The sequence below is a fragment of the Hymenobacter saemangeumensis genome (genome assembly GCF_039541835.1).
Taxonomy (GTDB): Bacteria; Bacteroidota; Bacteroidia; order Cytophagales; family Hymenobacteraceae; genus Hymenobacter; species Hymenobacter saemangeumensis.
In genome coordinates this window covers 19,681-45,318 of the sequence record NZ_BAABGZ010000018.1, presented here as the reverse complement: position 1 = coordinate 45,318, position 25,638 = coordinate 19,681, and the positions used below count along the sequence as shown (strand labels likewise).

Here is a 25,638-nt window from a genome sequence, read left to right as displayed (position 1 = left end):
AGGTTAGTTAAAAGTTGAGAGTTAAAAGTTAAAAAGCAGAACGTCCTTTTAACTTTTAACTCTCAACTTTTACCTTTTAACTCCCCTCCATGTACGACCTGATTGGCGACATTCATGGCCATGCCGACGAGCTGCACCGCTTGCTGGCGAAGCTGGGCTACAAACCCGATTCGGCCGGTGTGTACCGCCATGCTGAGGCGCGGCAGGTGATTTTCCTGGGCGATTTTATCGACCGTGGCCCGGCCATCCGCCAAACGCTGCAGACGGTGCGTGCCATGGTGGAGGGTGGCTCGGCTCTGGCCGTAATGGGCAACCACGAGTACAATGCCCTGGCATTTTGGGCTTTCGACCCCACCGGCGGCCACCTTCGGCCTCACCGCCCCCTGCATATCCTACAGCACCTGCGCACCATTGAGGAGTTCAGCAGCCAAGAGCTGTTTGCCGAGTGGCAGGGCTACCTGCAGTGGTTCTACACCCTGCCGCTGTTTCTGGAGCTGCCCGGCCTGCGGGTGGTGCACGCTTGCTGGGATGCCCGCTACATTTCCTACCTGCGGGGGCAGCTGCCCGATGCCCGGCTAACTCCCGACTTCCTGCTGGCCGCCAGCCGCGTTGGCTCCGAGGAGTTTCGGGCCGTTGAAGTAACGCTGAAGGGCCACGAGATGCCCTTGCCTGACAACCACCACTTCTTCGATAAAGACGGGCACCGCCGCCACATGGTACGAACCGCCTGGTGGCTGAACCCGGCCCAGGCCACCTGCGGGCAGTACTTCCTGGAGTCCATCGAGGCCCTGGCCGAGCAGCCGGTGAACCTGGCCGCTTTGCCCAACGCGAGCTATTACCAAGATGAAACGCCGGTGTTTTTTGGTCACTACTGGCTGCGTGGGCAGCCGCAGCTACTCACCCCACATTCGGTGTGCCTCGACTACAGCGTAGCCAAGGGCGGCGAGCTGGTTGCATACCGCTGGCAGGGCGAGCAGGTACTGCGGGCTGAGGGGTTGGTCTGGGGATGATTTTGCTGGTAGTTGCCAGTTGTCAGGATTACTCTTTGGACGTTCTCAGGTTGGTGTATGGGACGTATGGCTCCCTTTCGGGGAGAGCTGGGGGAGCACGGCAAAACCTGAAAGTCTTTCTACTATGCCTCCCCGGTTTACACTCTTGTTAGGGGGCAGGCCGGCAAGGCTTCTGCTTGCCTTAGCGGCTGCATTTTCTTGCTGCTTTATCAAGACCTGACACTAGGTCGAGGACCGTCGGTTCATCCCCTGCCTCGATTTCCTACGAGCAATCGGGCCACTCACGACGCTACTAGACTTAGCTAAAAGCCCCATACGCTTGGTCTGGATGCTTTACTGTAGACGTCCTGCCACATCATCCTGCCTTTAGGCCCCTTGCTCTTCCCCCGGCGGCCCAGCGTCCGGCCCTAGCATCTTCATGCCATATCGCCGTGTTGGCGTCAGGACGTCCTTTGTAAAACCATAAAAATATTCTAAAACACCAGTTTTTTTTCCGAACACTAGGCCCCACTTCTCCCCTGCCTTCCGCCGCTTGCTGCTCCTTGTGGGGCTGGCCGGGGCCTCCCTCGCCACTGTAAAGGCCCAGACCACGCCCGGCGTTGGCATCGGCACCAGCACACCCAATAGCTCGGCCTTGCTGGAAGTCAATTCGACCACCAAGGGTCTGCTGCCGCCGCGCATGAGCCAGACCCAGCGCGACGCCATCAACCCGGCGGCCACGGCCGCCGGCCTGACCGTCTACAACACCAGCACCGGCAAGCTCAACGTGTGGAACGGCACCAGCTGGACCGAACCCATCAGCACCACCGAGCAGCCGTTAACCAGCCCCACCGTTACCTTCACCTACACGGGCGGGCCGCAGACCTACAACGTGCCCGCCGGCGTGACCCGCCTGGCAGTAGACGCCTTGGGCGCCGAAGGCGGGCGGCCAAGCTTCATAGCGGCCCCGCCCGGCCGGGGCGCACGGGTACAAACCACGTTGGCCGTTACGCCCGGGCAGGTACTAAGCGTTTACGTAGGCGGCCAGGGCAGCGGCAGCGGCAGCAGCGCCTCGGCGGGCGGCTACAACGGCGGCGGCGGCACGGGGGGGCCAGCGGGCTCGGGCGGTGGGGCTACCGACATCCGCATCGGCGGCACGGCTCTCACTGACCGCGTAGTGGTGGCCGGCGGCGGCGGCGGCGTGCAGTATTACGACTTCTCGTTCGGCGGCGCGGGCGGCGCGCCGAATGGCGGCAACGGCTCGGGCAGTGGCGGCGGCGGCGGCGCTACCCAAACCGGGGGCGGCAATACGGGCGGCACCTTCGGTCAGGGGGGTACTTCCACTGGGTATAACTCGGGGAATGGCGGCGGGGGCGGCGGCTACTACGGCGGCGGCGCGGCCACGGCCGGCGGCGGGGTGGGGGCTCAAGCTGGGTGACGCCTACCGGCAGCAGCAACACCACCATGATGGCCGGCTATGCCAGCGGCAATGGCTCCCTTACCCTCACGCCAGGGGTGGTATATGCCGCCCCGGCCCTGAGCGGGGTCAACTTCGTGAACGTGCCCGGCGACAACCTGGGTAACCACACCGCCACGCAAAACCTGAACCTGGGCACCAACCAACTCGTGGGCAACGGCGGCACCAGTGGCCTGGCCGTCAGCAGCACCGGCAGCGTGGGCATCGGCACCAGCACCCCCACGCAGAAGCTGGAAGTGGCCGGGCAGGTGTTCAGCAGCACGGGGGGCTTTAAATTTCCCGACGGCAGTGTCCAAATCTCCGCCGCTGGCACCCCGGCCGCTCAATCGCTGAGCCTTAGCGGGCAAAACCTGAGCATCACCGGGGGCAACACAGTTGTACTGCCAGCCACCACCACCACCGCCGGCCCCGGCCTGAGCAGCAGCGTGAGCAACGGGACTACTACCGTCAGGCTCGGTGGACCGGCCCTGACAGCGGCCACCGACGTGCCCTTGGGAGGCAACGCCCTCACGTTCTCGGGCACAGGCAGCGTTGGCATCGGCACCGGTACGCCCAATGCTTCGGCCGTGCTGGAAGTGAGCAGCACCACCAAAGGCCTGCTGCCGCCGCGCATGAGCCAGACCCAGCGCGACGTCATCAACCCGGCGGCCACGGCCGCCGGCCTGACCGTCTACAACACCAGCACCGGCAAGCTCAACGTGTGGAACGGCACCAGCTGGACCGAACCCATCAGCACCACCGAACAGCCCTACCAGGGCCCCACAGTGACCTTCAACTTCACCGGCGGAGTACAGACCTACACCGTGCCCGCCGGCGTGACCCAGCTGAGTGTGGCCGCCAGGGGCGCGCAGGGTGGCAGCAACGGCGGTGGCTACTACGGCGGCTCGGGCGCACTAGTCCAGGCTACGTTGACGGTGACGCCGGGCGAGACGCTGTCGCTCTACGTGGGCGGAGCCGGCAGCCCGGCCCCCTTTGCCGCGGGCGGCGGTGGCTACAACGGCGGCGGCAATGGCTCCTATTCCGGCGGCAACCGCGGCGGCGGGGGCGGCGGCGCCACCGATATCCGCCGCGGCGGCACGGCCTTCACCAACCGGGTGGTGGTAGCTGCCGGCGGCGGCGGCGGCGGTACCTACGGCAGTGGCGGTGCTACCGGGGCCGGCGGGGCCGGTGGGGCACCCAACGGGGCCAATGGCGGCTCTTCTTTTGGTAGCACTCCCGGAACGGGCGCTACTCAAACCGCTGGGGGCAACGCCGGTGGTACCCTGGGGCTGGGCGGTGACTCCCCCATCACTAGCCAAACCGGCACTGAGAACTCCTCCGGTGGGGGCGGCGGCGGCTACTACGGCGGCGGCGGGTCGCCCCACCTGGTGGGCGGCGGCGGCGGCTCCTCCTGGGTGACGCCCAACGGCAGTTCTGCCATTTCCATGACGGCCGGGGCCAACGTCGGCAATGGCTCGCTCACTATCACCCCGGGCCTGGCCTACGCGGCTCCCGTTCTGGATGGCAGCAACTTTATAAATGTACCCTGGAAGGAAGCCAACAATGCTATTGTTCCGACCACACTCAGCAACAGCGTCGGTATTGGCACCAGCACGCCTAATAGTTCGGCCTTGCTGGAAGTCAATTCGACCAGCAAGGGCCTGCTGCCCCCGCGCATGAGCCAGACCCAGCGCGATGCCATCAACCCGGCGGCCACGGCCGCGGGCCTGACCGTCTATAACACCAGCACCAGCAAGCTCAACGTGTGGAACGGCACGAGCTGGACCGAAGGGCTAACTACTACCGAGCAGCCCTACCAGGGCCCCGTGGCGACCTTCAACTTCACCGGCGCCGTGCAGACCTACACCGTGCCAACGGGCGTGACCAGCCTCAGCGTGCAGGCTAATGGCGCCCAGGGGGGCGGCGTGAATGGCGGCGCAGGGGCACGGGCGCAGACCACGCTGGCCGTCACGCCGGGCGAAGTGCTCAACATCTACGTGGGTGGGGCCGGTACTCCAGCCCCCTTTGCCGCGGGCGGCGGCGGCTACAATGGTGGCGGCAATGGCTCCTATTCCAGCGGCAACCGCGGCGGCGGGGGCGGCGGCGCCAGCGACATTCGCCGCGGCGGCACGGCCCTCACCAACCGGCTGGTGGTGGCAGCCGGGGGCGGCGGGGCCGGCACCTATGGCGGCAGCAGCGGCGGGGCCGGCGGGGCCCCCAACGGCAGCAATGGCGGCTCCATTGCGGGCGCTACCCCCGGCACGGGTGCCACGCAAAGCACGGGCGGCAGCAGCGGCGGCAGCCTGGGCCAGGGCGGCGATTCACCAGTAACCAGCCAGACAGGCACCCAGAATGCCGCAGGCGGCGGGGGCGGCGGCTACTACGGCGGCGGCGGGTCGCCCCACCTGCTGGGCGGCGGCGGCGGCTCCTCCTGGGTCACCCCTACCGGCAGTTCGGCCACTACCCTCTCGGCCGGGGCCAATGCCGGCAACGGCTCCATCGTTATTACGCCCGCGCCGGCTTATCCGATGCCAGCCCTCGATGGCAGCAACTTCGTGAACGTGCCCGGCGACAACCTGGGTAACCACACCGCCACGCAAAACCTGAACCTGGGCACCAACCAACTCGTGGGCAACGGCGGCACCAGTGGCCTGGCCGTGAGCAGCACCGGCAACGTGGGCATTGGCAACAGCGCGCCAAGCCAGAAGCTCGACGTGACGGGCAATGTGCGCATAGGCTCCACCGGTACAGCCGGCAAAATTCTGACGCAAGCCACCGGCACCAACAACATGCTGGCCGTAGCCTATGGACTATCCGGGTATGGCAACACCGCCGTATACAACGGCTCGGGCAACTTCACCGTGTCCCGCCTGGGGGTGGGCACCTACAACATCGTTTTTCCAGCCAGCAGTGGCCTGAGTGGCAGCACCATGTATGGGACATATGTTAGCCTCTATGGGGGCGGCGGTATGGCCAATGGCTTTATCTCGTTCAGCGTAAATGCACCTGGCACCATCACGGTGTATACCGCCAACACCGGCGGGGCACTTAGCGACAACTACTACTTCTCCTTCATTGCCTACGCGCCCTGATAACGGGCCGTAGCACCCGCGTGTTTACTTGCTTACCGCCCAACGCCCCCGGTCACTCTGGCCGGGGGCGTTTGCGTTGGGCTGTCCTCCCATGCCAGCCTTTGGGCCTCCTTTCCGTCCTCGCCTACGGAGGCCCAATGCCGGGGCCCCGCATCATCGGGCCATCCCCCCATGCTGGCTGGCCTCGCTGTCAACTTTGCCATAACCACCTACATGGCAGCACTTTCGCCACGCCCACAAGTATGTCAGTATCAACAGCTCATTTATAAGCAAACGCTGTCCAACGCCGTATAGCACGCCAAAGGCGCCAGCTGCGTCTCCATCCGGTTCGGTAACGAGGCCGGCCAGCGCTGCCCCAGTATGCGCGACGGGGTCACCAGCCTTGCACCTAGGGCCGCGCCCTGAACAACCTGCGCAAGCATGGCGAGGCCCTGGGCGGCAGCTTCCGCGTTGTCCCCAGGTCAGGGCTTTGCAGTGAGGACCTGCCCGCCCGCTTAGTAACGGGCAGCCCTCGGCAAGCGCTACTTTTGTTACTTTCCCTGCTTGCTCCTGCTTATGCGCTTTTCCTTTTTCGCCGTTCTGCTCCTGCTGAGCGGCGCCGCCCTGGCCCAGCCCGCCCTGCCCGTACCCCGCGACATTCAGGCCGCCTTTGCCAAAGGCACCCGCTCCGAAACCGGGCAGCCCGGCCCCAGCTACTGGCAAAACACGGCCGACTACGACCTGACAGTAAGCTTCGACCCCAAAACCCGCCTGGTGGCCGGCACGGTGCGCATTCTCTACCAGAACAACAGCCCGGACTCCCTGACTCACCTGTGGTTTAAGCTCTACCCCAACCTGTACAAAAAGGGGGTGCCCCGGGCTACTACGTTTAAGTCCGAGGATATTGGCGATGGCGTCAAGATTGAGCAGATGACCTTCAATGGCAAGCAGGTGGGCTCCAGCAAGCTCCAGGCCGAGGGCACCAACCTGTCCGTTCGGCTGTATAAAAAGCTGGGCAAAGGGCAGCAGGTTCGCGTGGAGGTGCAGTACTCCTACACCCTCAACAAAGGCTCGCACCAGCGCACCGGCGAGGTGGAGCCCAACGCCCACTTTATAGCATACTTCTTCCCACGCATCGCCGTGTACGACGACATCGATGGCTGGAACAAGCACCCCTACCTGGGCTCCCAGGAGTTTTACAACGATTTCTGCAACTTTAAAGCGGCCATTACGGTGCCCAAAGACTTTGTGGTGTGGGCCACCGGCGACCTGCTGAATGCGGAGGAGGTGCTCACGAAAAAATATGCCCAGCGCCTGCGCGAGGCCGAGCAGAAAGACGCGGTGGCCTTCATCATCACTCCCGACGACCTGAAAGCCGGCAGCATCACGGCGCCCAACACCACCAATACCTGGCGCTTCGAGGCAAAGAATGTGACGGACTTCGTGTTTGCCACCACCGACCACTACGTGTGGCAGTCGAGCAGCCTGGTGGTGGACCCGGCCACGCAGCGCCGCACCCGCGTCGATGCCGTGTACAACCCCAAGCACAAAGACTACGAGGAGGTGATTCACTTCGCCCGCAAAACCGTGGAGGCCATGAGCTACACGTTTCCCAAGTGGCCCTTCCCCTACGCCCACGAAACAGTGTTCGACGGGCTCGACCAGATGGAGTACCCCATGATGGTGAACGACAACCCCACCCATAGCCGCGAGGACGCCATCACCCTCACCGACCACGAAGTATTCCACACCATGTTCCCCTTCTACATGGGCATCAACGAAACCAAGTACGGCTGGATGGACGAAGGCTGGGCCACCATTGGGGAGTGGATTATCTCGTCTATTATCGACCCGAAAATAAAAGACGACTACGGTGTGCGCCCCTATGCCCAGAACGCGGGTACGGAGCTGGATTTGCCCATTGTCACGCTCACCACCCAGCAGAGCGGCACCACCATGTTTCTCAACTCCTACCCCAAGCCGGGCCTGGGCTACCTCTTCGTGAAAGACCTGCTCGGCGACGAGCTGTTCACCCAGGCCCTGCATACCTACATCCGCAGATGGAACGGCAAGCACCCCCAGCCCACCGACTTTTTCTACTCCATGAACGCCGGCGCCGGCCGCAACCTCAACTGGTTCTGGCAGCGCTGGTTTTACGAGGGCGGCTACCCCGACCTGGCCATCGGGAGCGTGAGCAAGATGAAAGGCGGCTACGACATCGTGGTGCTGGCCAAAGGCAGCAAGCCCGTGCCCGTGGACCTGACCATCACCTACGCCGACAACAGCAGCGAAACGCTGCACCGCAGCATCGCTGTGTGGGAAAGCGGTGCCACTTCGGTTACCGTGCCGCTGGCCTCGGGTAAATCGATAAAGCAGGTGACCCTGGGCAGCACCCTGGTGCCCGACAGCTTCCCGGCGGATAATGTGTGGCAGGGGAAGTAAAGCCAGGCAGAGCGCGGGAGGGTAGTCAACTTTGAAATGAGGGATAAAATGCCTACATTGAAGTATGGTAGTAACTTAACCCACACACCAATGCCACAGTATGTAATTGAACGGGAAATTCCGGGAGCCGGCAACCTGTCGGCCGAACAGTTGAAAGGCATTTCGCAACACTCTTGCGGAGTTTTAAATGAGATGGGGCCCGATATCCAATGGGTCCACAGCTATGTGACGGGCGATAAAATCTACTGTGTTTACAACGCCCCCAACGACGACATGGTACGCGAGCACGCGCAGCGTGGGGGCTTCCCGGCCAACTCGGTTTCCCGGGTGTCCACTATCATCAGCCCGGCTACGGCTGAGATGGAAACGGCTTAAGCCAAGTCACCGTCTCGGTTTTTACGCCGTACCTTTGCCCGCAAGTGATGGGTCGTCCCACCGCGGGGCCAATCGCAAGAGCGGCCACGAGGAAAGTCCGGGCAACACAGAGCACCCTGCTTCCTAACGGGAAGGACTGGCGAGTATAATGCTAACCAGGACAGCCAGTGCCACAGAAAAGTACCGCCGGAAGGCAATGAACAATGAATAATCAGCAATGAACAATGTCGTTTCAACGAAATTGCTCATTGTTAACTGCTCATTGCTCATTGCAAAACGGTAAGGGTGAAAAGGTGCGGTAAGAGCGCACCAGCGGGCGGGTGACCGTCCCGGCTGGGTAAACCTCAGGGGTTGAAAGACCAAATAAGCTGGTAGGCCGGCTCCTTCGGGGGCCGGCACCGGGCGGCTCGTCCGGCGCCAGCGGGTAGGTTGATGGAGCCTTTCGGCAACGACTGGCCTAGACAAATGGTGGGAACGTGCCCGCAAGGGCGCGGACAGAACCCGGCTTACAGATTCATCACCTAATTTCGGCGGCTGCTTCTGCTTCGGCAGGGGCAGCCGCTCTTGGTTAGTGAACAGTTAACAGTGTTCAGTTATCAGTTAAATGCTGAATGCTCCACTCCTACTTGTTCACTGCTAACTGTTCATTGTTAACTGTTAACTGACGTATGCCCCGCATTCTTATCATCGACGACGAAAAAGCCATCCGCAACACGCTGAAGGAAATTCTGGAGTTTGAAAGCTACACCGTCGACCAGGCCGAGGACGGCCCGGCCGGGCTGGACCTGCTGATTCAGCAGAAGTACGACGTGGTGCTCTGCGATATCAAGATGCCCAAGATGGATGGCCTGGAGGTGCTGGACCGCGCCCAGAAGCTAGGTACCGACGCGGCCTTCATCATGGTGTCGGCCCACGGCAGCATTGATACGGCGGTGGAAGCCACTAAGAAAGGCGCCTACGACTTCCTGCCCAAGCCCCCCGACCTCAACCGTCTGCTGGTGACGGTGCGCAACGCGCTGGACCGCACCAAGCTGGTGAGCGAAACCAAGACGCTCAAAAAGAAGCTATCCGTCACGAAAGGCTCGGAGATGGTGGGCTCTTCGGCTGCGCTGGGCGCCGTGCGCAAGGCCATTGAGAAAGTGGCCCCCACCGATGCCCGCGTGCTCATCACCGGCCCCAACGGCGCTGGCAAGGAGATGGTAGCCCGGCAGCTGCACGAGCTCAGCGGCCGCAACCAGGGCCCCATGGTGGAAGTAAACTGCGCCGCCATTCCCTCCGAGCTGATTGAAAGCGAGCTGTTCGGCCACGAAAAAGGCTCGTTCACCTCGGCCGTGAAGCAGCGCATCGGCAAGTTTGAGCAGGCCGACGGCGGCACACTCTTTCTGGACGAAATCGGCGACATGAGCCTCTCGGCCCAGGCCAAAGTGCTGCGGGCCCTGCAGGAAAACAAAATCACCCGCGTGGGCGGCGAAAAGGAAATCTCGGTAAATGTGCGCGTGCTGGCCGCCACCAACAAAAACCTGCTGCAGGAAATTGCCGAGCGCAACTTCCGCGAAGACCTTTACCACCGCCTGTCGGTAATCCTGATTCAGGTGCCGGCCCTCAACGACCGCCGCGAAGACATACCCGAGCTGGTGCAGAAGTTCCTGGGCGACATCGCCGCCGACTACGGCAACAAGCCCAAGAAAATCAGCGACGAGGCCGTGCAGTACCTGCAGGCCCTGGACTGGCGCGGCAACATCCGCGAGCTGCGCAACGTGGTGGAGCGGCTCGTGATTATGAGCGACGACACGATTTCGGTTGAGGACGCCAAGGCGTTTGCGGGGAAGTAAAAACCAGAATTTTAACGGCACTTAAAAAGGCAGCGCCAGAATCGATTGATTCTGGCGCTGCCTTTTTAGGTGTTATCGCCTACTACCAGAATTAAAAGGATTTCGCAGTGCTTGCCTTAAGGTCAAACCCTTCCAGGTAAGCAATTTTCCATTGGTTATTTTCTTTAACTGTCCTAAACCGGTATTTAAACTTTTTCCAACCGGGGTCATAACCAGGTACCGGGTCATGTTCAGGTCCGAGGCCACCCCATTTCCAATCCAACTCCCCTTTGCTGCTAGTCAAGCTCACTACCTCTGTTTCGATGAAGTCGTAAGGATTTGGCTTGTCGTAAGGAACATCCTGACACAGAGTCCAGGGGTCAACGTCACTTGCAAAAGTGAAGCTCGGCATGTCGCCGACTAACCACGGCCCGTAGCTCCCTTTTTTCAGCTGCTGGTTAAGCTTCAGAATGATTTGGTTGTAGTTGTTAATAAACTCTGCTGCAAACAAATTGGATGCCTCTAGTTTTTGCAGGTTTTGCTTGTGTTCGGCAAGGTCAAAGCCCGTATACGTCCTGCCTTTCTTATCCTGAACAGCAGGCAATAAATTAATGGTATTTTTTGAGTTAGCCCAATTAATAGCTTTCCGTATCAAGGCCTGAATTTCTCTTTTATCTTTTGAATCTGCAGCTCCTTTTGATTCAGTTGATACTTTTAAATGTTCCGTCTTATTTTCTATCGTGGCATTTGTCTGGTTGCAGCCACATAAAACAAGTCCGGTGATAAAAACCAAAGAGTTAATTGATTTCATTGTCTGTAGTGATTGTTATTTTGTGAATACTGCTGCCTTCTGGCTGTAACCATTGGTTTGCAGCCTACGGTGGGCTCGATAACACTTTGCAATATATGGAGAGGACGCTGTAGAAGCTATTGCCTCCCCGCTCCTGCTTGTCACACCAGCTGATTACACCCTCTGCTATCCGAGTTATCCATCCTTCCCAGCACCTCAAACAAGCCATCCGGATGCATGCAGGCTAGGTCCTTCGTTTCGATAAAGGCGAGCCCATGCAGTACCTGCAGGCCCTGGACTGGTGCGGCAACATCCGCGAGTTGCGCAAAGTGGTAGAGCGCCTTGAGATTATGACCGACGACACGATTTCGATTGAGGACGCCAAGGCTTTTGCGGGGAAGTAGCCTGTTGTCATTATCGATAAGGGTAGACTGAAAAGCCCCAACACCATGCAGGTATTGGAGCTTTTCTAGATTAAGTTTTTTTTGTGCGTTGCACAAGCCAGATAAATAATGTTTTCTCTAGAGTAAAGGAGCACCTCTTAAAGTTATAATGAATTCACTTATTAATAAGATAAATTCATGCTCTTCACTTACTTATTTTTTTTTCCAAATTTGCACAACTCCATTTCGTTCATTCTGTCTAGGCAGTTTATTAGACATAGGAAATGGATACAAATTAGTGGAAATTGGAAACGGACAAAAGTCCACTAGCAATAGATTATTTGGGTCTAGCTCGTTCAATACTGAATTAATCCGGGAGCGAGGAACTACAACTCGGTCAATATAAAGCGTAGGCAACTTAGCACTATTAAGCAAATATTTAACAAGAAAATTGTCATTGCCAACAAATAATTCTTTTACATATTCCATCTGTTCATTAATTTTTTCTTGAGGTTGTTGGTGAATCGAAATTATCGATACAAATCCCCTGCCCGGTTCATAACCACACATATTCATTTCAGAAAAACTCACTCTCACAATTTCATTCGGCAATATTTCTTTCAGCTTCGAACTTAAATCCAAAGTGTCAAAGGAAGTCAGACAATGCTCATTAATATAGTACCTCTTAACCGAGTCGATAGCAAACGAATTGTCAGCAGTTTTAACCCACTTGTCCACATACGCCTTATTAATTCCTTGCCCATTGAGCAAGGTTGAGAGTGAGAGTGAAAGAGTTGTCAGGATTATCAAAGTCTTCATTCTAGTTGCTAACATCAATTACTGTAAAGACACATACTAATAGGATGGCTGCCTCTATTGGTTAGGCTCCTACTACAAGTATAATGCAACCCCTCGCTTACACCATCTGATTACACCCTCTGATATCCGAGTTATCCATCCTTCCCAGCACCTCAAACGAGCCATCCGGGTGCAGGCGGGCCAGGTCCTTGGTTTCAATAAAGGCGCAGGAATCCACATTGGCTAGGTCGATGACATTAATAGCCCCGTCTCCCCTATTCTCACTCACCGAAAACGGGTCAGCGGGGTCGCGCAGGAGCACTCGCAAGGGCGGCACGCAATGAAAGCGGCCGTCACCCAGGGAATAGGCCTGGCTGAGCAGCTCCGTCATGCCGTACTCGGAGTGGATGCCGGCGGGGCCGAAAGCCTGCTGCAGTTCCTGGTGCAGCTCTTCGCGTATCATCTCGCGGCGCCGGCCTTTCATGCCGCCGGTTTCGAGCACAGTGAGGCCTTGCAGCTCGGGCGCGGGGCCACACTCGGCGGCGAAGTCGAGCAGGGCGTAGCTCACGCCCAGGAGCATCACGCGGCGGCCGGGCACCTGCCGGGCGTCGGCCAGGGCCTGGCGCAGGGCGGCGTGGTCGTGCAGGAAAAACGCTGGCTGCGTTTGGCCGGACTGCTTCACAAAGAAATCAACCATGGCCACCAGGGAGGAGGCGCCCTGCTCCAGGTAGGAGGGCAAAAGCGCCAGAAAAATCCAGTTGCTCAGCGGGCCGTAGTAGTGCTCGAAGATGCGGGCGGCGTTCTGGCGGTAGAGCTGTGGCTCGCGCAGCAGGTGGCGGCTGCGCTGCTGCAATGTGGTGCCGCTGCTTAGGAATACCTCTTCTGGCGCCCACTCTTCGGGACCGGTACGCACCTTGTGGGTTTTAAAAAACTCAATGGGCAGAAAGGGGATGTCCGTGAGCTGGGTGATGCTGGCGGGGTGGCGGCCCAGGTACTGCAGATAGGCAGCGTAGGGCGGGCAGTGCACGGCCTGGTGTCGGAATAAACGCAGAGCAGCTTCGGGGAAAGCCTGGGGCGTTAGTCCGGGTAGCGCAGCGATAAATTGGGAACGGAAACTCATAAGGAAATATCAGGCCGGCCATGATGGTGCCGGCCGAACCATTGGCCGGCTGCATTCGTTGTGAACAACGTACTTTGGGTGCGGTTTTTGCGTTTAGCACTCCACATTTTACCTCTTGCAACTATGAACCTGTTTCGTACGCTGTGTGTAGCCGCCATCATGGCGCTGGGGGCCGCCGGCCTGAGCAGCTGCCTGAGCCCGCCTGATTTCTCGACCACGCCCGAAATTACCTTCAAGGAGCTGCGCAAGTTTTATATCGACCTGCCCCGGCCCCGGCTCGACAAAGACAGCCTGGTGTTTGCGCTCAACTTTCAGGACGGCGACGGCGACCTGGGCCTGACTCCCAACGACCTGAAAAATGCCCCTTACTATCAGGACCCCAACGGCCCGTACAACCGGTACAAGAACAATTACTTTATCAGCATCTTCCGCAAGAACCGGACTACCGGGGTATTTGAACGCTTCAACCCCGGCGACCCATATGATGCCTACTTCCCCCCGCCCTACCCGCTGGAGCGTCCTGCTCCGCTGAAAGGGGTGCTGGAATACACCCTGGTGCTTGAACCCGACGGCGTGCAGCTCCTTCCCAACGATGAGCTGCGCTTTGAAATCAGCATCATGGACCGGGCCCTGCACGAGAGCAACAAAATTACAACCAGCAGTGTGGTGCTGGGCCCCAATTAGGAATATCCATTAGAGCTTAGCACTAATTGAGCGAAGCGAAAAACAAGAACGTCATGCTGAGCCTTCGCCCAGCATGACGTTCTTGTTTAGTTTACGTCTGAGCCGTAGATGCCCTGTTTTAATAAATATCCGGGAAGCGCTCCGGGTTTACTTCGCTCATCAGCTCATACACGGTGTCGAACACGTCTTCGGCGTTGGGCTTGCTGAAGTAGTCGCCGTCGGAGCTGTAGGCGGGGCGGTGGGGCTGGGCAGCCAGGCAGCGGGGCTGGGAGTCGAGGAAGCGGTAGGCTTCCTGCTCGTCGAGCACCTGCTGCAGCATGAAAGCCGTAGCGCCCCCGGGCACGTCCTCGTCGGCAAACACGACGCGACTGGTTTTGCGCAGGCTGTCGGCAATCACGTGCTGGGTATCGAAGGGCAGCAGGGTCTGCACATCAATTACCTCCACCGAGATGCCCACTTCGGCCAGCTGCCGGGCGGCGTCCAGCACAATGCGGCACATAGAGCCGTAGGTAACCACGGTGATGTCGCTGCCTTCGAGCAGGATTTCGGGCTGGCCCAGGGGCAGGGTAAACTCGCCCACGTTGGCCGGAATGCGCTCCTTGAGGCGGTAGCCGTTGAGGCACTCAATCACCAGGGCCGGCTCGTCGGAGCGCAGCAGGGTGTTGTAGAAGCCGGCGGCCTGGGTCATGTCGCGGGGCACGCACACGTGCATGCCGCGCAGGCTGTGCAGAATCATGCCCATGGGCGAGCCCGAGTGCCAGATGCCTTCCAGCCGGTGCCCACGGGTGCGCACGATGAGTGGGGCCTTCTGCCCGCCCTTGGTGCGGTACTGCAGGCAGGCCAGGTCGTCGCTCAGAATCTGCACGGCGTAGAGCAGGTAGTCGAGGTACTGAATCTCGGTGATGGGGCGCAGGCCCCGCAGCGCAGCGCCTATCCCCTGCCCCACAATGGTGCACTCCCGGATGCCGGTGTCGGTGACGCGCAGCTCGCCGAACTTATCCTGCAGGCCGGCAAAGGCCTGGTTTACGTCGCCAATCTTGCCCACGTCCTCGCCGATGGCGAAGATGCTGGGGTCGCGCTGGAAGTTGGCATCGAAGCAGGCCTGCAGCACTTCACGGGCGTCTACCACCGGGGCATCGGCGGCGTAGCGGGGCTTCACCTCCTCGATGTTGCCGATGGCCTGCTCGCTCTGGCTGTAGAGGAAGGAGTTGTAGCGGTCGGCATTTTCGGCCAGTAGCTGCTCGAGGTGGCGCTGCACGGCGCGGCGGCCGGCGCTGCGCTTCTCGGTGCGCACGTGGCGCAGCACGCGGCGCATGGTGCGCACGATGTCGGCCCGGATGGGCGTGGGGTTGGACTTGAGCTGGTCGACCAGCTCGTGCAGCTTGTTTTCGGTGCCGGTATCGAAGAGCAGCTTGTCGAGCAGAGCCACGGCCTCGTCGCGCTCGGCCTTGATGGGGTCGAAGAAAGCCGACCAGGCGGCGGTGCGGGCCGTCTTGATGGCGGCGGCGGCGTCTTTCTCAATGGCGTCGAGCTCGCCTTCGCTGGCGTGGCCCTCGCTGAGCAGCCACTCGCGCAGCTTGTGCAGGCAGTCGTGGGCTTCCTCCCAGCTCAGGCGGTCTTTGCTCTTGTAGCGCTCGTGCGAGCCGCTGGTGCTGTGGCCCTGGGGCTGGGTGAGCTCCGTGACGTGAATGAGCACGGGCACGTGCTGGGCACGGCACACGGCGGCGGCTTTCTGGTAGGTGTCGACCAGGCCGGCATAGTCCCAGCCCTTCACCACGAAAATCTCAAAGCCGGGCTGGCCTTCGCCTTCGCGCTGCAGGCCCATGAGGATTTCGGAGATGCTTTGCTTGGTGGTCTGGTACTCGGCCGGCACGCTGATGCCGTAATGGTCGTCCCACACGCTCATCAGCATGGGCACCTGCAGCACGCCGGCGGCATTCAGGGCTTCGAAGAACATGCCCTCGGAGGTGCTGGCGTTGCCGATGGTACCGAAGGCCACTTCGTTGCCGTTCACCGAAAACTCGGTGAACGGCTGCAGGGCGGGGTTCTGGCGGTAGAGCTTGGAGGCGTAGGCCATGCCCAGCAGGCGCGGCATCTGCCCGGCCGTGGGCGAGATGTCGGCCGAGGAGTTCTTGGTGTTGGTCTGGGGAAGGAAGTTGCCGTCGTCGTCGAGCAGGCGGGTGGCGAAGTGGCCGTTCATGGCACGGCCACCGGTGGCGGGCTCGGCTTCCACGTCGGGGTTGGCGTAGAGCTGGGCGAAGTACTGCTGCCAGGTAAGCTGGCCGATGGCCACCATGAAGGTCTGGTCGCGGTAGTAGCCGGCGCGGAAGTCGCCGTTCTGGAAGGCGCGGGCCATGGCCAGCTGGGGCACTTCCTTGCCGTCGCCGAAGATGCCGAACTTGGCTTTGCCCATGAATACTTCTTTGCGGCCGGCCAGCGAGGCATGGCGGCTTTCCCAGGCTAAACGGTAGTCGTTCAGCAGGTCGTCTTTGGTGAGCGGCGTGGCAAGAGCCGGGGCGGCGGTATCGGCAATGGACATAAATGCGAGGGTGGGAATGGCGGAAGTACGGGCCGGCATGGGTACCGGCGTGCAAAAATACGGAATTGGGCCGGCGTGGGTGGCCCGCTGGAATTGGACGTATATTTGCGTAGCCGCCCGCTGCCGATGGCAGGGCGCTGCGGGTCGGTTTTACGGTCGCTATTTGCTTATTGCTCCTTCCACTAATTTCAGCCAGGCAGGGCCTGGCGCTACCTCAATGAAACACTTCCTCACGTTTTGCCTGCTGGCCTTCGCCATCACTGCCCGTGCCCAGGGCGTGATGCAATTTGAGAAAGAGCTGCACGACTTCGGCAACGTGCCCGAAGGCACCATGGCTACGCACGAGTTCAAGTTCAAAAACACCGGCAACCAGCCCATTGTCATTGCCAACGTGCAGGCCAGCTGCGGCTGCACCACGCCCGACTGGACCAAGACGCCCGTGGCACCCGGCAAAACCGGCATCATCAAAGCCATGTACAGCAGCGCCGGCCGCCCCGGCGTGTTCAACAAGACGGTGACCGTGACCAGCAACGCGGCTACGCCCAGCTCGGTGCTCACCATCAAAGGCACGGTGCTGACCAAGGACGAAATCAAGCCCACCCTCACGGCCGCGGAGCTGGCCAAGTCGCCCAAGCTGGTGCTGGACCGCACGGTTCACGACTTCGGCAAGATGGAAGCCGGCCAGCAGCCTTCGGCCCGCTTCACGGTGCGCAACACGGGCAAGACCGAGCTGGTGCTGGGCACCCTCACCTCGGGCTGCTACTGCGTAGGCTACAAGAACACGCCCTCGCCCATTGCGCCCGGCCAGAGTGCCGTGATTGAGCTGGTGTACAGCCAGCGCCAGCTGGGGCAGGTGAGCGATGCCGTGACCATCAGCTCCAACGACCTGAACGGTGACACCAAGCTGACGCTGAAGGCCAACATCGTGAAGGACCTGGTGGGCACCAGCATTATGAAGGAAAGCAGCCCGGCGGTGCCGTTTAAATAAGGACCGCAGATTGTAACGGATTTGACGGATAAGAACGGATTCAGTTCTCGCTTCTTCCCGATAAGGCCTCACCAGTGGTGAGGCCTTTTTTGTTGCGTCCGGCTGACAGAACAATCTGCGTCCTCCGCGCAATCTTCTGCGCATTCTGCGGGAACCGGCGCCGGGACTGAAGAACTGGGGCCCGACCTACCCGGCAAGGTTACCTAGCCGTGAGTTCCTGCTATCTTTGCGCCACAATTCCCAACTCCAACTTCTCATCCTCTTCCCCAGCCTTCACCCATGATTATCGGCGTTCCCAAGGAAATTAAAAACAACGAAAACCGCGTGGGCCTCACGCCGGCCGGCGTGGCCGAGTTCCGCAAGCACGGCCATACGGTATACGTGCAGGCTACCGCCGGTGAAGGCAGCGGCTTTGCCGACGCCGAGTACGAAGAAGCCGGCGCCCTGCTGCTGCCCAGCATTGCCGAGGTGTATGCCCAGGCCGAGATGATTGTAAAGGTGAAGGAGCCCATCGCCGAGGAGTACCCGCTCATCAAGGAAAACCAGCTGCTGTTCACTTATTTCCACTTTGCCAGCGGCGAGGAGCTCACCCACGCCATGATTGAGCGCAAGGCCGTGTGCCTGGCTTACGAAACCGTGGAGCTGCCCAACCGTGCCCTGCCCCTGCTCATTCCCATGAGCGAAGTGGCCGGCCGCATGGCCCCGCAGGAAGGCGCCAAGTACCTGGAGAAGCCCCTAAAAGGCCGCGGCATCCTGCTTGGCGGCGTCCCCGGCGTAAAGCCTGCCCAGGTACTGGTGCTCGGCGGCGGCATTGTGGGCACCCAGGCCGCTAAAGTAGCGGCTGGCCTCGGCGCCCAGGTGACCATCATGGACATCAGCCTGAACCGCCTGCGCGAGCTCGACGACATCATGCCCAAGAACGTGGTGACGCAGTACTCCAACGAGTACAACATCCGCGAAGCCATCAAAACCTCCGACCTCATTGTGGGTGCGGTGCTGATTCCCGGCGCCAAGGCGCCCCACCTCATCACCCGCGACATGCTGAAGCTGATGAAGCCCGGCACCGTGGTGGTGGACGTGGCCGTGGACCAGGGCGGCTGCATCGAAACCTGCCGCCCCACCACCCACGAAAACCCCACCTTCATTATCGACGACGTGGTGCACTACTGCGTGGCCAACATGCCCGGCGCGGTGCCCTACACCAGCACCCTGGCCCTGACCAACGCCACGCTGCCCTACGCCGTGAAGCTGGCCAACCTGGGCTGGCAGGAAGCCTGCCGCCGCGACGAGGCCCTGCGCCTCGGCCTGAACGTGGTGCACGGCGAAGTGGTGTACAAAGGCGTAGCCGACGCCTTCGGCCTGCCCCTGGTAGACGTGCAGACCGTGCTGGAGCCGGCTACGGTTTAAATTAAAAATTAAAAGTTAAAAATTAAAAAGCCTTTCCGTCGCCCTGACGGAAGGGCTTTTTAATTAACCCTGCAGGTGAATTTTTAATTTTTAATTCATAATTTTTAATTAAGTCCCATGTTTCCCTCGGCCAACTTACGGCTGCTGCTGCGGCGCTTTGCACTCCTGCTGGGCCTATACCTGCTGCTGCGGCTGGGCTTTTACTGCTTCAACCTGACCACCTTCGGCGGGCTGGGGGCGGAACCGGTGCTGCTGGCTTTCTGGCACGGCTTCCGCTTTGATATTGCGGCCCTGCTCTGGCTGAACCTGCCGGTGGTGCTGCTGACCTTGCTGGTGCCGGTGAGTGCAGGCAGGGGCCAGCAGTACACCCGCCTGCTGTATGTGCTGCTGAATGCGCCGGGCATTCTGGTGAACGTGGTGGACTGGCAGTACTTTAAGTTTATCGGGCGGCGTACCAGCAACGAGCTGGGCACCATCGGGGGCGACATATTGCGGCAGGCCGGGCAGCTGGCCCTGCATTACTGGTACCTGCTGCTGCCCGTGGCCCTGCTGGTCGGGCTGCTCTGGCTGCTCTTCCCCATGCCCGCCCGGCGGCCCTCGCAGCGGCGGGCTCCGCGCCGCCCGGCCTGGCAGTTTGTGGGGGAGCTGGCCGTAGTGGCCGGGCTGGTGGTGCTGGGCATCCGGGGCGGGCTGCAGCTCAAGCCCCTGCGGCCTGGCGTAGCCTTCGAGCAGCAGCCGGCCATTCTGGGCCATCTGGCGCTGAACAGCACCTTCACCTTTCTCAAAACCCTGGACGAGCCACCCGTGGCCCGGAAATCTTACTTTGCAAACGAAGCCGCGCTGCGGCAGGCGCTGCAGGTACCCGGGGCTGCTCCTGCCCTGCCCGCCTCTGGCGGCCCACCGCAAAACGTGGTGCTGCTGCTGCTGGAAAGCTTTGCCTCGGAATACATCGGTGCAGAAAACGACGGCAAGGGCTACACGCCGTTTTTCGACTCGCTGGCGGCGAATGGGGGGCTGCTGTTTCGCGACAACTACGCCAACGGCCGGCGCTCCATTGAGGCGCTGCCCGCGGTGCTGGCCGGGCTGCCCTCCCTGCTCGAGTCGCCATTTATAACTTCCCCGTTTCAAACCAATGAGCTGCACGGGCTGGGCAGCATCCTGGCCGGGCGCGGCTACACCACGGCCCTGTACCACGGGGCCACAAATGGCACCATGGGCTTCGACATGTTTGCGGGCCTGGCGGGCATGCAGCGCTACTACGGCCTGAATGAATACCCGCAGGCCGACAAAAGCCCGGACTACGACGGGCACTGGGGCATTTTCGACGAACCCTACCTGCAGTATTTCAGCCGGCAGCTGACGGCCACGCCACAGCCGTTTTTTGCTACCCTGTTTACCCTGAGCGCCCACGACCCGTTCACGGTGCCGGGCCCCTACCGGGGCAAGCTGCCGGGCGGCACCCAGCCTATTCACCCCACCATTGCCTACACCGACCTGGCCCTGCGCCGCTTTTTCCGGATTGCCAGCCGGCAGCCCTGGTACCGCAACACGGTATTCGTGCTCACGGCCGACCACACTTCGCAGTCGGACCAGCCCGGCTACCAGAACCCGCTGGGCTTCCAGAAAACGCCGCTGCTGATTTTCCGGCCCGGTGCCCCGCTGCCGGCGGCCAACCCGCGGCGCATCACCCAGCACGTCGACATTCCCGCCACGGTGCTGCACCTGCTGGGCGTGCAGGCACCACAGCAGCAGCTGCCCTTTGGCTCGTCGGTATTCGACTCCACCCGCACCGGGCGGGCGGTGTTTAGCAATGGCACGTCGTACTTTCTGGTGCACAGCGACTTTGTGACGGAGCTGAAAGCCGACAATAGCGTGCTGCTCTACCCCTACCAGACTCATTTCATTCCGAGCAAGCCCCTGACCAGCCCCGACCCGGCGCTGGTAAATAAATATGGAAATGAGCTGCGGGCCCTGGTGCAGTTCTACGTGAATGGCCTGGTGGATAACAGGCTGTACAAGTAGGAAATAGCTCAGCTAAGCTATTGTCCAGCTGTTGCTTTTATTGCCGGCCGCCGCAACCTTTAGGCGGCCTTACGCGAAAGAGAAAGTGGCCTGCTGTAGGAGCAGCAGGGTCATCACTTTATCCTTTCCAAACACCATGAGTCATCCCAACAGCCCCCGCGTCAGCACCGATTCTGCTGCCGCCAACGCCCTTTCCCAGGCTTCCGACCCGACCAACCCGTCGGCCGAGGCTACCAACAACGCGGCCCTCCCTACTTCCGGTGGCGCCGACGACACTGCCACTTCGGGTGGTAGCACCTCGGGTGAAGGCTTTACCGGCGGGGCCGGCCAGCTTTTCTCCCAGGTAACGAGCTGGCTGCAGGACAGCAGCCTGCAGACGGCCTTCACCCAGGTGCCCGAGCCCCTGAAGCGTCTGGCTACCCAGACCTCGGGCCGCTGGCGCCAGCTCTCCACCACCCAGAAAGTAGTGGGCGGTGCCCTGCTGGCCGCCGGCAGCTGGTACCTGCTCAGCCGTCCTGGCAAGGGCGGCAGCGCCCGTAGCAAAGGCAGCCAGACGGATACCCTGCACGAGCTGCTGCTCTTCGTGAACGACCGGGTAGAAGGCTACCAGCGCGCGGCCAGCGAAAGCAAGGAGCCCGAGCTGCAAGGCTACTACAAGCAGCTGGTAAGCCAGAGCCAGCAGTTTGCCAACCGCCTCAACACTTTCCTGCGCGAGCAGGACGGCAGCCGCGAAACCGGCACCACCCTGAAAGGTAAGCTCTACCGCGCCTGGATGGAAACCAAAGCCGCCGTAACCGGCTACGACGAAGACGCCATTCTGGGCTCCAACGTGTACGGCGAAGAGTGGGCCATCAAGGCCTACGAAGAAGCCCTGCAAGACCCCAGCCTGACCGGGGCCCTGCGCATGGAAGTGCAGCGCCAGTACACGCAGTCGCAGCAAACCTACAAGCGGCTGCAGCAGCTGCAGGCCCGTCGCTAAGGGCGGCTAAGCCATAAAGAAACTTGCCCCACCGGCGTCTGGCTCTCAGGAGCCAGTGCCGGTGGGGCAAGTTTTTGTTTTACCAGTACCGGAAAGGTGCTGGCTTAATCGTTGCGGTCGGTGTCGCTCACGGTAATGACGTTGGCGCGGTCGATGGCAATGGTGTATTCGTGGCAGGTGCGCACATCCAGGGTTTTGGCGTAGTCAACGCCGCTCACCTTGAGGGTAAAGGTGGCGTTGCCGGGCGCATAGCTGGCGTAGTCGGAGGTAACACCGGGGTCGACGTTGTTGAGGTTGACGGTGTTGCCACCTGAAGTCTGCACCTGCACGCTGGCCCGCTGGCTACCGTTGTTGGCGATGCGCACCCGGGGGTTTTCGTCTTTGCACTTTTTGCAGCTCGTGCTGGCAAACGTCAGCAGGGCCAGGCCAGTAGTCAGGATGAGAGTTGAGGAGGTATTCATTACGATAAAGAAAGTGTGCGTGAGCCGGGATTATACACCAGGCATCTAAGTTACTAAAGGGACCTTGGTGCGATGCGCCAAGGTATTACAAGAGCAAAAAGCACCGTCGTAAAAGCTTCGCTCTCCCTGCCCAAAAAAGCCCCGGCCCGCGCAAGCGCAGACCGGGGCAATGGCAAGGTAGACGCGGGGTTACTTAGTCAACCTTTTTCTCCAGCTCGTCGGCCATGGTGTGGTGCGAGCGGAGCATGGGCAGGGTTTTCGTGGCGAAGGCCTGCACGGCCGGCTTTTCGGCCTGCTTGCTTTTCACCTCAAACATGGCGATGTCCATTTTGTGGGCAGTTTCCATCATGTCCATGTAGGCCTCGTCGAAGTCTTTGCCCGACTTGTTCATGAGGCGGTCGGCCATGGCCTGGTGCACGGGCATCATGGCGGTGGGCAGGGTAACGCCCAGGGGGGCGGCCACGGTTTTCAGCTCCTGGGTGGCCTTGGTGTGGTGGCTCACCATCATCTGGCCGAATTTCTTGACATCGGCATTATTGGCTTTCTGGGAAGCCAGCTGGCCGGCTTGAATCTCCAGCATGTTGCTGCTGGCTGCGTTCATCAGGAATACCGGGTCCTGCATGCTGGCAAACGTGCCCATAAAGGCCGTCATGTCGGCCGACATGCCTGTGCCGGCATCGGCCGACATGTTGCTGGCGCCGGGCGCCGGGCCGGTGCCCGGCTGCTGGTCGTAGCCGGTGCGGCCGGCGGTTTCGGTGCTGGTGCCCACCACGCCGGTACCGGGGGTGTTGGGGCTGGTGCTGTTTCCGCTGGTGGCATCCATGCCGGTACTGCTGGCCGTCTCGCTGCCGGAGGTAGTGCCGGTGCCGGTGGTGGTGTCAGAGGTGCTGCTGCAGGCGCTACCGAAAATCAGGGCGCTTGCTACCAGGAAATGGGGAATAGCTTTCATTGTTTTCAAGGGTTATTAGGGTTAGAACGAGGCCCTTTATACGACGGTAAGCAATTCGGGTAAATCGTGCGAATGCCCTGGCAAAGCCGATTAAACCATTTCCGGGGCTAACTGCTGAGCTAGCTTTTTCTTCCTGCATTTCGTTGCCAGCCGCTTCGTACTGCCGCCAGGCCTCTGGCATATAATCATTTATCAGGAGCGAGCTGTTGCGGGGGGCTTGTCGACTCAAAGCCGATAAGACTTAGAAATAAAAATGTTTCTGATGATGGCAAAAAATTCTGATTTACGAATAGCCGGCGGCTATTCTGCTGGCGGAAACGCTGGTTTATCCAGCCTGGCTAAGCCCATTTAAGGGCTTATCGGCGCAGCTCCCACACCAGGGCGGTGTAGGGTGGTACGCTCACCTTCTGCAGGTCGGCTACGGCCGCCCCGCTCAGCACGTCGCGGGCGGCAGTGTAGTCTTTGGTACGCTCGGCGAAGCGGGCCATGTCCACGGCTTTGGCTTCCTGGCTGCCGTTCATCATCACCATCACCGTGTTGCCCTGCTCGTCGTAGCGGAAGTAGGTATACACCCCATTCTCGGGCACGAAGTGCATGAGCTTGCCGCTGTGCAGCACGGGGTGGGTTTTGCGGTACTGGGCCAGGGTGCGCACGTAGCTGAACATCTCCTCTTCCTGGGGTGTGCGGCCGGCAGCGGTGAACGCGCTGCGCTTGTCAGCGGGCCAGCCGCCGGGGAAGTCGGCACGCACCAGGCCGTCGGGGTTGGAGAAGTTTTTCATCAGCACCTCGGTGCCGTAGTACAGCTGCGGAATGCCGCGGCAGGTGAGCAGCCAGGCCAGGGCCATTTTCTGCTTGCGCAGGTCTTCGCCCAGCACCGAGAAGATGCGGCTCACGTCGTGGTTGTCGAGGAAAAGGACGTTGCGGCCGGCGTCTTCGTACATCCAGTCGCCCTGCAGGGTGTAGTAGAGCTTGGCAATGCCCTCGGCCCAGCCGGCTTCCTTGGTCAGGGCCTCCTGAATGGCGCTGTGCAGCAGGAAGTCGATGGCCCCGGGCAGGTTGCTCTTGAAGCCGTTGACGGGCGGAAACACGTTGCGGACCCAAAAGGCCTGCTGCGACACGCCTTCGGCGGGCTGCATCCAGGTTTCGCCGAACATGCCCAGGCGGGGGTACTCGTCGAGAATGGCCTGGCCCCAGTCCATAAGAAATTTTGGGTCGGAGTAGGTGTAGGTGTCGATGCGGTAGCCGTCGAAGCCGGCCAGCTCCACCCACCACAGGAAGTTCTGGATGAGGTAGGTAGCCACCAGCGGGTTTTCCTGGGCCGGGTCGGGCATGGAAGTATCAAACCAGGTGGTGCTGAACAGCTGACGGTCCAGGGCCGACACATAGGGGTCGTTCACGGTGCCGTCGCGGTAGTTGCCGCGGGTGAAAGTGGGCCACTGGTGAAACCAGTCCTTGGCGGGCTGGTCCTTGAACAGGTAGTTCTCGCTGCCCATGTGGTTGAGCACCACGTCATGAATCACCTTCAGCCCCTGCTGGTGGGCCCGCTGCACGAAGCGCACGTAGTCGTCGGTGGAGCCATAGCGGGGGTCTACCTTGTAGTAGTCGGTCAGGGCGTAGCCGTGGTAGCTCACTTTGCGCATGTCGTTCTCGACAATGGGCGTGGGCCAGATGGCCGTGACGCCCAGCTCCTTGAAATAGTCGAAATGGTCTGCTATGCCTTTCAGGTCGCCGCCGTGCCGGGCGTACATGGAGTCGCGGGCCACCACGGGGGCGCGCATGCCTTTGATGTTGTCGTTTTTGGGGTCGCCGTTGGCAAACCGGTCGGGCATGAGCAGGTAGATGAAGTCGGCGCTGCTGATGCCCTGCACCTTGCTGGGGTCGTTGGGGGTAGTGCGGGCCCGCAGCTCGTAGTCGTAGCTGGCTTTGCGGGGGCCGCTGAACTGCAGGCGCAGCTTGCCGGGGCGGGCCTGGGGGCTGATGGTAAGGTTAACCAGGAGGTAGTTGGGGCTTTCCAGGCGCTGGAAGCCGTCGAGCGTCACGCCCGGGTAGGCTGGCATTTCTACTTTGCTCTCGGCAATGCCGGGGCCGTGCACCAGCAGCTGCAGCCGGGGGTTTTTCATGCCCACCCACCAGAAAGTAGGGTCGATGCGGGTGATGGGCGCCGGTTTCTGAGGGGCTGCCGGGGGCGGGGTGGCGGCCTGGGAAGTGAGCTGCAGGCAGGCCAGCAGCCAGGCCGTGAGCAGGAATTTGCAGGTGTTCATTTGAACAGTGGGAATAGGCGGCACAGCTGGCCGCGGGTGGGAGATGAGCAGGTGCAGGGCCGGTTCCCAGGTGCTGAACCCGGAACGGCAGGCCAAACCTAGCCCCCCACTTC

The 25,638-nt window shown here is 60.9% G+C and carries 19 protein-coding genes and 1 other RNA gene; 13 read left to right on the top strand and 7 right to left on the bottom strand.

All coding sequences use genetic code 11. The annotated features are described in order from the left end of the window. Nucleotides 1-89: 89 nt before the first annotated feature. The 7 genes from ABD919_RS09255 (at nt 90) to ABD919_RS09225 (ending at nt 10,165) form a co-directional block, all read left to right on the top strand. Nucleotides 90-1,010 carry a metallophosphoesterase gene (locus tag ABD919_RS09255; protein ID WP_345235714.1) on the top strand — a complete coding sequence of 307 codons (921 nt, stop codon included), beginning with the start codon at nt 90-92 and terminating at the stop codon, nt 1,008-1,010. A gap of 532 nt (nt 1,011-1,542) precedes the next feature. After that, the gene (locus ABD919_RS09250) at nt 1,543-2,427 is read left to right on the top strand and encodes a glycine-rich protein (protein ID WP_345235713.1); all 885 of its coding nucleotides are present in this window, start codon (nt 1,543-1,545) and stop codon (nt 2,425-2,427) included. Further along, nucleotides 2,424-5,537: a beta strand repeat-containing protein gene (locus ABD919_RS09245; protein WP_345235712.1), complete on the top strand. Its 3,114-nt coding sequence runs from the start codon at nt 2,424-2,426 to the stop codon at nt 5,535-5,537. The genes ABD919_RS09250 and ABD919_RS09245 overlap by 4 nt, the downstream gene beginning before the upstream one ends. A 555-nt stretch (nt 5,538-6,092) precedes the next feature. Then, entirely contained in the window at nt 6,093-7,958 is a 1,866-nt protein-coding gene (locus ABD919_RS09240; protein ID WP_345235711.1) for a M1 family metallopeptidase, read from the top strand. A gap of 90 nt (nt 7,959-8,048) precedes the next feature. Further along, entirely contained in the window at nt 8,049-8,333 is a 285-nt protein-coding gene (locus tag ABD919_RS09235; protein ID WP_345235710.1) for a DUF4242 domain-containing protein, read from the top strand. A 44-nt stretch (nt 8,334-8,377) separates the two neighbouring features. Continuing rightward, nucleotides 8,378-8,858: RNase P RNA component class A (gene rnpB / locus ABD919_RS09230), an RNA gene on the top strand. A gap of 143 nt (nt 8,859-9,001) precedes the next feature. Continuing rightward, nucleotides 9,002-10,165: a sigma-54-dependent transcriptional regulator gene (locus ABD919_RS09225; RefSeq protein ID WP_345235709.1), complete on the top strand. Its 1,164-nt coding sequence runs from the start codon at nt 9,002-9,004 to the stop codon at nt 10,163-10,165. 91 nt (nt 10,166-10,256) lie between these two features. Here ABD919_RS09225 and ABD919_RS09220 read toward each other — a convergent pair whose 3' ends face one another. Beyond that, nucleotides 10,257-10,955, bottom strand: a complete 699-nt coding sequence (locus tag ABD919_RS09220) for a hypothetical protein (protein WP_345235708.1) — start codon at nt 10,953-10,955, stop codon at nt 10,257-10,259. A 254-nt stretch (nt 10,956-11,209) separates the two neighbouring features. Between ABD919_RS09220 and ABD919_RS09215 the strand changes: the two genes are divergently transcribed. Then, nucleotides 11,210-11,338: an AAA-type ATPase lid domain-containing protein gene (locus ABD919_RS09215; protein WP_345235707.1), complete on the top strand. Its 129-nt coding sequence runs from the start codon at nt 11,210-11,212 to the stop codon at nt 11,336-11,338. Nucleotides 11,339-11,530: 192 nt separating this feature from the next. On the opposite strand, the gene ABD919_RS09210 is transcribed toward ABD919_RS09215, so the two are convergent. Together ABD919_RS09210 and ABD919_RS09205 are read right to left on the bottom strand one after the other, a co-directional pair. After that, on the bottom strand, nt 11,531-12,136 hold the full coding sequence (locus ABD919_RS09210; protein ID WP_345235706.1) for a hypothetical protein: 606 nt from the start codon (nt 12,134-12,136) through the stop codon (nt 11,531-11,533). A 97-nt stretch (nt 12,137-12,233) separates the two neighbouring features. Continuing rightward, nucleotides 12,234-13,235: an acyl transferase gene (locus ABD919_RS09205; protein WP_345235705.1), complete on the bottom strand. Its 1,002-nt coding sequence runs from the start codon at nt 13,233-13,235 to the stop codon at nt 12,234-12,236. Nucleotides 13,236-13,358: 123 nt separating this feature from the next. On the opposite strand from ABD919_RS09205, the gene ABD919_RS09200 reads away from it, so the two are divergent. Continuing rightward, the gene (locus ABD919_RS09200) at nt 13,359-13,919 is read left to right on the top strand and encodes a hypothetical protein (RefSeq protein ID WP_345235704.1); all 561 of its coding nucleotides are present in this window, start codon (nt 13,359-13,361) and stop codon (nt 13,917-13,919) included. 118 nt (nt 13,920-14,037) lie between these two features. Here the strand turns inward: ABD919_RS09200 and ABD919_RS09195 are convergent, their stop codons facing one another. Further along, nucleotides 14,038-16,458, bottom strand: a complete 2,421-nt coding sequence (locus ABD919_RS09195; RefSeq protein ID WP_345235703.1) for an alpha-ketoacid dehydrogenase subunit alpha/beta — start codon at nt 16,456-16,458, stop codon at nt 14,038-14,040. Between the two features lie 217 nt (nt 16,459-16,675). On the opposite strand from ABD919_RS09195, the gene ABD919_RS09190 reads away from it, so the two are divergent. The 4 genes from ABD919_RS09190 to ABD919_RS09175 all read left to right on the top strand — a co-directional run bounded on the left by ABD919_RS09190 (nt 16,676) and on the right by ABD919_RS09175 (nt 21,854). Further along, the gene (locus ABD919_RS09190) at nt 16,676-17,446 is read left to right on the top strand and encodes a DUF1573 domain-containing protein (protein WP_345235702.1); all 771 of its coding nucleotides are present in this window, start codon (nt 16,676-16,678) and stop codon (nt 17,444-17,446) included. A 279-nt stretch (nt 17,447-17,725) separates the two neighbouring features. Next, entirely contained in the window at nt 17,726-18,853 is a 1,128-nt protein-coding gene (gene ald, locus ABD919_RS09185) for an alanine dehydrogenase (protein ID WP_345235701.1), read from the top strand. A gap of 117 nt (nt 18,854-18,970) precedes the next feature. Further along, entirely contained in the window at nt 18,971-20,875 is a 1,905-nt protein-coding gene (locus tag ABD919_RS09180) for an LTA synthase family protein (protein ID WP_345235700.1), read from the top strand. Nucleotides 20,876-21,011: 136 nt separating this feature from the next. Further along, nucleotides 21,012-21,854 (top strand): ferritin-like domain-containing protein, encoded by an 843-nt coding sequence (locus ABD919_RS09175; protein ID WP_345235699.1) that lies wholly within the window; start codon nt 21,012-21,014, stop codon nt 21,852-21,854. A gap of 104 nt (nt 21,855-21,958) precedes the next feature. Here the strand turns inward: ABD919_RS09175 and ABD919_RS09170 are convergent, their stop codons facing one another. The 3 genes from ABD919_RS09170 to ABD919_RS09160 form a co-directional block, all read right to left on the bottom strand. Further along, nucleotides 21,959-22,315, bottom strand: coding sequence for a hypothetical protein (locus tag ABD919_RS09170; protein WP_345235698.1), 357 nt, complete (start codon nt 22,313-22,315; stop codon nt 21,959-21,961). A gap of 193 nt (nt 22,316-22,508) precedes the next feature. Continuing rightward, nucleotides 22,509-23,264 carry a DUF4142 domain-containing protein gene (locus tag ABD919_RS09165; protein ID WP_345235697.1) on the bottom strand — a complete coding sequence of 252 codons (756 nt, stop codon included), beginning with the start codon at nt 23,262-23,264 and terminating at the stop codon, nt 22,509-22,511. Nucleotides 23,265-23,620: 356 nt separating this feature from the next. Continuing rightward, complete coding sequence (locus tag ABD919_RS09160; protein ID WP_345235696.1) at nt 23,621-25,525, bottom strand: glycoside hydrolase family 13 protein; 1,905 nt, start codon at nt 25,523-25,525, stop codon at nt 23,621-23,623. Between the last annotated feature and the right edge of the window lie 113 nt (nt 25,526-25,638).

Bases quoted from the DNA above. Each gene is read 5' to 3' on its own strand.
- ABD919_RS09205 (WP_345235705.1), bottom strand. From the start codon at position 13,235: ATGAGTTTCCGTTCCCAATTTATCGCTGCGCTACCCGGACTAACGCCC.
- ald (WP_345235701.1), top strand. From the start codon at position 17,726: ATGATTATCGGCGTTCCCAAGGAAATTAAAAACAACGAAAACCGCGTG.
- ABD919_RS09190 (WP_345235702.1), top strand. From the start codon at position 16,676: ATGAAACACTTCCTCACGTTTTGCCTGCTGGCCTTCGCCATCACTGCC.
- ABD919_RS09200 (WP_345235704.1), top strand. From the start codon at position 13,359: ATGAACCTGTTTCGTACGCTGTGTGTAGCCGCCATCATGGCGCTGGGG.
- ABD919_RS09160 (WP_345235696.1), bottom strand. From the start codon at position 25,525: ATGAACACCTGCAAATTCCTGCTCACGGCCTGGCTGCTGGCCTGCCTG.
- ABD919_RS09175 (WP_345235699.1), top strand. From the start codon at position 21,012: ATGAGTCATCCCAACAGCCCCCGCGTCAGCACCGATTCTGCTGCCGCC.
- ABD919_RS09215 (WP_345235707.1), top strand. From the start codon at position 11,210: ATGCAGTACCTGCAGGCCCTGGACTGGTGCGGCAACATCCGCGAGTTG.
- ABD919_RS09235 (WP_345235710.1), top strand. From the start codon at position 8,049: ATGCCACAGTATGTAATTGAACGGGAAATTCCGGGAGCCGGCAACCTG.
- ABD919_RS09255 (WP_345235714.1), top strand. From the start codon at position 90: ATGTACGACCTGATTGGCGACATTCATGGCCATGCCGACGAGCTGCAC.
- ABD919_RS09180 (WP_345235700.1), top strand. From the start codon at position 18,971: ATGTTTCCCTCGGCCAACTTACGGCTGCTGCTGCGGCGCTTTGCACTC.
- ABD919_RS09220 (WP_345235708.1), bottom strand. From the start codon at position 10,955: ATGAAATCAATTAACTCTTTGGTTTTTATCACCGGACTTGTTTTATGT.
- ABD919_RS09225 (WP_345235709.1), top strand. From the start codon at position 9,002: ATGCCCCGCATTCTTATCATCGACGACGAAAAAGCCATCCGCAACACG.
- ABD919_RS09210 (WP_345235706.1), bottom strand. From the start codon at position 12,136: ATGAAGACTTTGATAATCCTGACAACTCTTTCACTCTCACTCTCAACC.
- ABD919_RS09165 (WP_345235697.1), bottom strand. From the start codon at position 23,264: ATGAAAGCTATTCCCCATTTCCTGGTAGCAAGCGCCCTGATTTTCGGT.
- ABD919_RS09240 (WP_345235711.1), top strand. From the start codon at position 6,093: ATGCGCTTTTCCTTTTTCGCCGTTCTGCTCCTGCTGAGCGGCGCCGCC.
- ABD919_RS09195 (WP_345235703.1), bottom strand. From the start codon at position 16,458: ATGTCCATTGCCGATACCGCCGCCCCGGCTCTTGCCACGCCGCTCACC.
- ABD919_RS09170 (WP_345235698.1), bottom strand. From the start codon at position 22,315: ATGAATACCTCCTCAACTCTCATCCTGACTACTGGCCTGGCCCTGCTG.